Origin of the sequence: Actinomyces graevenitzii C83 (genome assembly GCF_000239695.1) — a bacterium.
In the GTDB taxonomy this organism is placed as follows: domain Bacteria; phylum Actinomycetota; class Actinomycetes; order Actinomycetales; family Actinomycetaceae; genus Actinomyces; species Actinomyces graevenitzii.
The window spans coordinates 90,325-97,070 of the sequence record NZ_JH470340.1; the positions used below are offsets into that span (position 1 = coordinate 90,325).

The window sequence follows — 6,746 nt, forward strand, 5'->3', positions numbered from 1 at the left end:
GGACGCGCGGCGGGCCGGGTCTGGCCTTGGGCGGCGGCTTTGCCTTGGCTGGTGGGCCGGGCGCTGCGCTGACCGCTTGGCTGGCCCGCACCCGATGCACTGGCAGCGGAAGCAGGGGTGCCTGAAGTGTTGGTTGAAGAAGTGTTGGTTGAAACTGTGGTGCTCATTTTGCCACCCGCATCTGGTCAGCGACGATGTTGCCGTCACGCATGGTCACTAGCCGTGGGCACCAAGCCGCAATGGCGTCGTCGTGAGTAACCAGCACCAAAGTGGCGCCGGTAGAAGTGCACGCCTGAGTCAGCAGCTGCATCACCTGCGCGCCCGTGTTTTGGTCCAGGGCGCCGGTGGGCTCATCCGCAAAGACGACGGCGGGGCTGGCCACCATGGCGCGGGCAATCGCCACCCGCTGGGCTTGGCCACCCGAAATCTGTCCGGGGCGACGTCGAGCCGCATCCGCCAGGCCCAAACGCACCAGCCATTCGCGGGCGTGGGGCAGGGCCGAGGGCAGGCTCATGCCCGCCAGCAGCAGCGGCATGGCCACGTTCTCCTCATTGGTCAGCTCCGGCAGCAGCGCGCCGTCCTGGAACACAAAACCCATATGTTCACGCCGTATCTTCGAACGCTGCTTTTCGCGCAAAGCCGCCAGGTTAGTGCCGGCGAACATGACCGTGCCCGCATCCAGCGGCAAAATGCCCGACATGCAGTGCAGCAGCGTGGACTTACCTGAGCCCGAAGGCCCCATGATGGCTACGTGACTGCCGGTGGGGATAGTTAGGTTCACCGAGTTAAGCGCCCGCACCGGGGTGCCCATCTCGGAAGAAAAAGTTTTAACCGCATCGGTGACGCTTAACTCTTTGGTGTTCATGCAATTAAAACTAGGCGCCTGCGGGCGCAAACTAATCGCCCATGCGAGCGAACTTCAGCCCTGGGCTAACTAATACCTAAGGAGGAGTCGCCCCCTACGCGCGTAGGGGAAAGGCCCTGATCGGCGGCGGTGGGAGGGGCGCGGGCTGCAAGCGGCACACGCTGACTGCAAGCGGCACACGCGGGCTGCGGGCCGTGGGCATGGTTTTGGCTGGCCGTGCTTACTGCGCGGCCGGGCGCCCGCTGCGGCAGCCAAGGCCGCCAGCTAGGTGCCGGGGTTTAGTCGGGGTTTACCTGCAGGGAACGCAGGCGGTTAACCGCCGCCCCCACATCCACCAGGCGCGGACGCACCAAAAATGCGGGGTGAGCCTCACCCAGGGCGTCCAGTCCGACGTCGTCGAGCCGCTTAGCCACCTGCGCAAGTGCCTGCGGCAGCGAAGTGCGCCCATCAAAATGACGCTCCAACAGCGCGCGCAGAGCCCACGCGACCGCCAACGCCTGACCCTCATCCACCAGGCCCGAAACGTCAGCCACATCCACCTCATGGCGGTCCAACACCAGGCGCTGCGTCCCCAAAGCGCGCGTACGGCTAGGGCCACGACGCTTAGCCTCAGGTCTCTGGGGCAGGCGCTGGGCGGGCAGCGGGAAATCAGGCAGGCTCGTGTCCACCCGAGGCTGGCTGGCACACACCTGGCGGGCCTGCGCAGTGGCGTCAACCAGGCGGTAACTGTCCATGATCAGCACCTGATCGGCCACATCCAAATAATCACCACTGCCGCCCATCACAATCAGGGTGGAAATGCCGCGCTCGCGGTGCAGGGCGCGGATGCGATCCACCAGCGGGGTGATGGGTTCACGCTCCGAACTGACCAGGGCGCGCATACGTTGATCGCGAATCAGCAGGTTAGTGGCGCAAGTGTCCTCATCCAGCAGCAGGGCGGCCTGGGCAGGCTGCCCCCACAGCTCCAGGGATTCCATGATCGACGCCGCCTGTGAAGTAGAGCCCGACGCATTGGCGGTGGTGAACTGGGCTGGGTCTGCGTCACGCCCAGGCAGATGGGAAATGAAAGGCCGCAGGTCGACGCCGGTAACCGCACGCCCGTCGGCGGCGCGCACCGCCATTGCTTCGGGCACGGTAGCCACCAGTTCACGCCCATCACCGGGGATATGCGGGTAAATACCCCGGGCAATGGCGTTTAGCAGAGTCGATTTGCCGTGATAGCCACCGCCGGCAATAACGGTTACACCAGCTGGGATAGCGGTGCCGCGCACCACCCCGGCGTGAGGTAGCTGCACGGTTTGAGCTAAAGTCTCCGGCGCGGTCAGTGGGACGCCGCCCTCCAGCGGCAGCTGCGAAACCCCTGAGCGGCGAGCCAAATTGGCGCCGTCGGCCAAAAAAGCCACCCAGCCGCGCTCAACCAGAATCTCTTGCAGGGCCGCGTGATCCTCGGCCACCTGGCAGTGCTTCCAGGCTTCTGCGCCCAACTCGCTTTCGCGCAGGTCCAGGCTGGCGACGGCGCGGGCTAAATCCAAGTTGAGGTTGCGGGCAGCCTGGCGACCAGCGATTTCGCGCCCGAACGCGGGCAGTGACCAGCGCAGGCGCAGCTCCAGGTAGGGGCCGGGAGCATTAAAGGCCGGGGTTGAGAAGTCATCTTGCCAGGTCTCATGCAGGTTGACGCTGGAGCGCTCCAGGATTTCCTGCCCCGCCGGGGCAATCGAGATGGCCTGGCCTTTAAGCAGTTCGCGCAGGGTGCGGGCCAGGTAATCGCGCAGGGCGACGGCGCGGGTGGGCGAGGCGGTTAGGCGTGCGGCGGCGCCAGTTAGGTGCTCGGCGGCGCCAGTTAGGTGCTCGGCGGCGCCAGTTAGAGACGCGTTGGTGCCGGTGGGCCGCGTGTCGGCGCCGGTCAAGTGTGAGTCAGTCTCAGTTAGGTGCGTGTCAGTTCCGGTTAGGCGTGCGTCGGCGCCTGTTAGAGCCAGGGGCAGTACCACGCGGATGGCCGTGGGCGGAGCGTAAGGGTCGGGCTGGATGCGGTCAATGTAGAGCACCCACCCCAGCGGGGAGCGGTAGCGGCCAACGATGGCCTTGTAGGCGGCGTAGGAGCGGCCGTCAATTGCGTGCAGGTGGCTGGTGAGCTCATTGAGGGTTGATTCGCGCGGCTCATCATTGAAGCGGCGCTGGCCTGAGCCTCGGGATGAACCAGAATAGTTGCCGGAACTGCGGGCCGGGCCAGAGGATCTGCCTGAGTCGCTGCCCGAACCGGAGGAGTGACGGCCCTGACCAGAGGAGTGTCCTGAACCGGAGGAGTGGCGGCTCTGGCGGTCTGAGCTGTAGGAAGAGTTGGCCTGGCGGCCTGAATAACCGGAATTGTCGGAGCGGTGGGAGTGGTTTTGGGAGCCTCGGTAAGAGTCGCGTGCAGCCATAAAGGCATTATTTCACGTGAAACATTTTGTCTCCGGAGCACACCCTGAGGGCGGCTGGTTGGCACAAACACATGGAAATCAGTCTGCAATTACATGTGGTGCCACAAATACACCCACAAATACACCCAAAATCGTCCCCTCCCTATGATTTTTTCATGGGGTTTTATAGGGAACGGATGAAATGTCAGTATTTGCGACCCACCCGCCCGCGCGCGGGTGACGGCTCGTCTCGGCGAGACAGGCCGGGCTGGGATGCTGTGACTCTACCCGCGCGCGGGTGACGACAATCTGGCCAGCGATCGGGGAGTGGGGCTACGCCAGCGGGGTGGCGTCAGCAGAAGCAGGAGGTGGCGACAGTGATCGGGGAAGTGGGGCGTCGTCGTCGGCACTAGCGGAGGCGACGACAGCAGCAGTAAAGACGATGCCAGCAAAGGCGGGGGCGCCGTCGTCGAACCTAGAAGTAAAATTCCTCAGCAGCCAGGCCTGCCGGGAAATCGGGGCCTGCCGGGTTAGCCAGGCGAAGAACCAGACCCGGCCGCAAAAAGCGCGCTGGCCGAAAAACGAAAATACCCTTAGGAAATCTCCAATGAGTAAATTGACTAATAAAGCCGCTTGGTTTTCAGACAACGAGAAAAACTGGAATGACCGCGCGAACCTGCACATGGCCGGCGACTACTGCGGCCTGAGCCGCCTGCTCGCAGACCCCAAGGCCATCAGCGCGGAGCTTGCCCTCGACATTGGGCGTTTTGGCGACCTTGCCGGCAAGCAAGTCATGCATCTGCAGTGCCACGTTGGGACGGACACGATTGGGTTTGCCCGTCGCGGCGCCGCGCGAGTTGTGGGCCTGGACCTGTCCGAGACTTCTCTGGCCCACGCGCGCGCCATCGCGGATAAGGCCGGGGCGGACGTCGAGTACGTGCACGCCAACGTCTACGACGCGCGGCAGGCGGTAAGTGGTGACTTTGACCCGGTCTATACGTCCATTGGGGTTCTTTGCTGGCTGCCCGACGTTGTGCAATGGGCGCGCGTCATTGCGTCCCTGCTTAAGCCCGGGGGCACCTTCTTCATCCGCGACGATCACCCCATGTTCATGGCGATCGGCGAGGACGTGTCGGATGGGCTGAAGGTTGAGCAGCCCTACTTCCAGCTTGATACCCCTATGACCTGGGACGACGACTCAAGCTATGTGGATACGCCCGGCGCGCCTCGCATCGCCCACACCACGAATCACCAGTGGAATCATTCCCTGGGGCAAATCATCACGGCGCTGATTGATGCGGGATTAGTGGTCGACGGCGTCGAAGAGTTCACCTATTCCGCTTGGTGCCCCTGGCCTGGGCTTATGGAGCAACACGCGGACGGAATGTGGCGTTTGCGCGAGCAGCCTGAGCGGCTGCCGCTGCAGTTCGCCATTTCTGCGCGCAAGGTCTGAGGTGCTGCGCCTGAGGTGGTGGCCAGGCTTGACTGGCTGTGCAGGGCTTGACTGGCTGTGCAGGGCTTGAGGTGCTGCGCAAGGTGTGAGGTGCTGCGCAAGGCCTGAGATGGCGGCCATGCCTGAACTATTAACTGAGTAACTCCAACAACTGAAGGAATGTCCTGGCTGAGGAGGTTCTAAACCTGGCCTGGTACCCCAATTGACTGGCACCTCAATTGATGAGGCGCTCCTGAGTGGAGTGACCCATGTTAAGGGGGTCCCAAATGGGCTGGTTGGCGTCTGGTTGGATGGGCCGGTCTGATTCTGGATGGGTCGGGGTGGTCCTGGATGAGCTGCTGGCCCTGGGTAAGCAAGGATAATTCAGGATGAGCTGCTGGCCATGGATTAACTGCTGGCCATGGATGAGCCAGGATAATTCAGGGTGAGCCAGAATGATGCTGGACTAGCCAGAATGATGCTGGGGCTGGCTGGTGAGGATCTGATGACCAAGAGCCCCTGACCTGGAGATATTCCCAGGTAGGCGAATGGTCAGTATGTGAGATATGAGTCTCAATGTACGTACACCTTTTTTCCAAATACACCCAAAATCGTCCGTTCCCTATGATTTTTCGATGGGGTTTTATAGGGAACGGACGATTTTTCCGTATTTGTAACGCAGCCCTGAAATATCTCCCGACGCCGCACTGCATCCTTGGTATTTGTTGCAGTTAGTCCTTGCATGGGGCTGTCTGAAGCTGGTGTGACCACAGAGTATGGTCTAACCACAAAGTATTTAGGGGTCTCAAGTGCCTTAATGCGCCCTGGTTAAAGTGGCGCAGTGACTAGTGTGTTTACCCTGGTTGAGGGTGATGCAGCAACTAATCCGTTTGCCCTGGTCTGGGTAACGCAGTGGGTAGGTCGGTTTGTTGAGTGGCTGAGTGACTGAATGGCTGAGTGATTGAGCGGTTGTGCCGGATGAGTGATTGCGCCTGTTGAGTGTTTGCGCTGGCTGGCCGTAGTTCATGAGGTCCATTCATAAGGTCCGGGCCGGTTTCATAAGAAGGACCTGCATTCGCAAGAAGAGATCCCAGGTCAGTAGAAGCGGATCAACCTTCGCCAGAATTAGGCATGCGCTAAATCCAATTAGGTCTGTGCTCACCCTAAAAGGTTCAGCGTATGGACGAGCAGGTTCAGTATCAGGCTCAGTATTTGGAAGTCCACTCTCAAACGCACATAAAATCGTCCCTTCCCTATGATTTTCCGCTGGGATTTTATAGGGAAGGGACGATTTTGCCTGTATCTGTGGGCGCAGGTTTACTGCCTCTTAGGCAGGGCTACTGCGCGTGCAGATTTACTGGCCATGGGCGCCGCCCTGCAATTTTCGGGCGCGGCCCTGCAAGCACAGACACTGTCCATGACCTGGCTTCGCATGGGCCGCCGCTTGCGTATTCACAGGATCGTCACCTGCGTATTCACAGGGCGCACCAACTGTGTATTCACCCAGGTCATCACCTGCTCATTCACAGGGTGTCACCTGCGCTTTTACAGGGCGCGCCGCCTGCGCAGCAACACTAGGCCGCCCGCGAGCGCCGCAACTGCCCCGAGCCCAAGCGCCAGGTTCACGCCCGTACGCGGCAACTGCTCGCCGGCCATTGGCTCCCGAGTGCTGTCAGGCGCCGGTGCTGTGCTTGGCTTGCCCGGCTGCCCGGGGGCCGCAGTGGGGTGGGTTGACGCCGTTGGGCTGGTAGTGGGTTGGCCTGGCCCTGCAGTGGGTTGTCCAGGGGCCGACGACGCCGTTGGGCCTGCGGTGGGCTGCGGCGAGGTGGTGGGCTGGCCAGGAGTTGTCGGCGTGCCGGTGGGGGCCGCCGTGGGAGCTGGCGAGGGCTGGCTGGTGGGAGCCACAGTGGGCGCCGCCGTGGCCGTGGGTGCACCAGTTGGGCTGACAGTCGGCTGAGCCGTGGGCGACGCCGTGCCAGTGGGCTGCGCCGTCGCCGTCGGGCTGACCGTGGGGGCCGGCGTGGGCTGCGGCGAGGCGGTGGGCTGCGCC

At 62.3% G+C, this 6,746-nt stretch carries 4 protein-coding genes; 1 reads left to right on the forward strand and 3 read right to left on the reverse strand.

The features are described 5' to 3' along the window. Nucleotides 1–163 precede the first annotated feature (163 nt). Together HMPREF0045_RS09280 and HMPREF0045_RS09285 are read right to left on the reverse strand one after the other, a co-directional pair. Entirely contained in the window at nt 164–865 is a 702-nt protein-coding gene (locus HMPREF0045_RS09280) for an ABC transporter ATP-binding protein (RefSeq protein WP_005987759.1), read from the reverse strand. A 278-nt stretch (nt 866–1,143) separates the two neighbouring features. Further along, nucleotides 1,144–3,285: an ABC-ATPase domain-containing protein gene (locus HMPREF0045_RS09285; protein ID WP_005987761.1), complete on the reverse strand. Its 2,142-nt coding sequence runs from the start codon at nt 3,283–3,285 to the stop codon at nt 1,144–1,146. Nucleotides 3,286–3,871: 586 nt separating this feature from the next. Between HMPREF0045_RS09285 and HMPREF0045_RS09290 the strand changes: the two genes are divergently transcribed. Beyond that, nucleotides 3,872–4,717 (forward strand): class I SAM-dependent methyltransferase, encoded by an 846-nt coding sequence (locus tag HMPREF0045_RS09290; RefSeq protein WP_005987763.1) that lies wholly within the window; start codon nt 3,872–3,874, stop codon nt 4,715–4,717. A 1,651-nt stretch (nt 4,718–6,368) separates the two neighbouring features. On the opposite strand, the gene HMPREF0045_RS10815 is transcribed toward HMPREF0045_RS09290, so the two are convergent. Further along, nucleotides 6,369–6,746: hypothetical protein (locus HMPREF0045_RS10815; RefSeq protein ID WP_196793429.1), on the reverse strand; the 378-nt coding region annotated here is incomplete at its 5' end.

Excerpts from the sequence above, each read along its gene's own strand:
- HMPREF0045_RS09280 (WP_005987759.1), bottom strand. The coding sequence starts at position 865 with ATGAACACCAAAGAGTTAAGCGTCACCGATGCGGTTAAAACTTTTTCT.
- HMPREF0045_RS09285 (WP_005987761.1), bottom strand. The coding sequence starts at position 3,285 with ATGGCTGCACGCGACTCTTACCGAGGCTCCCAAAACCACTCCCACCGC.
- HMPREF0045_RS09290 (WP_005987763.1), top strand. The coding sequence starts at position 3,872 with ATGAGTAAATTGACTAATAAAGCCGCTTGGTTTTCAGACAACGAGAAA.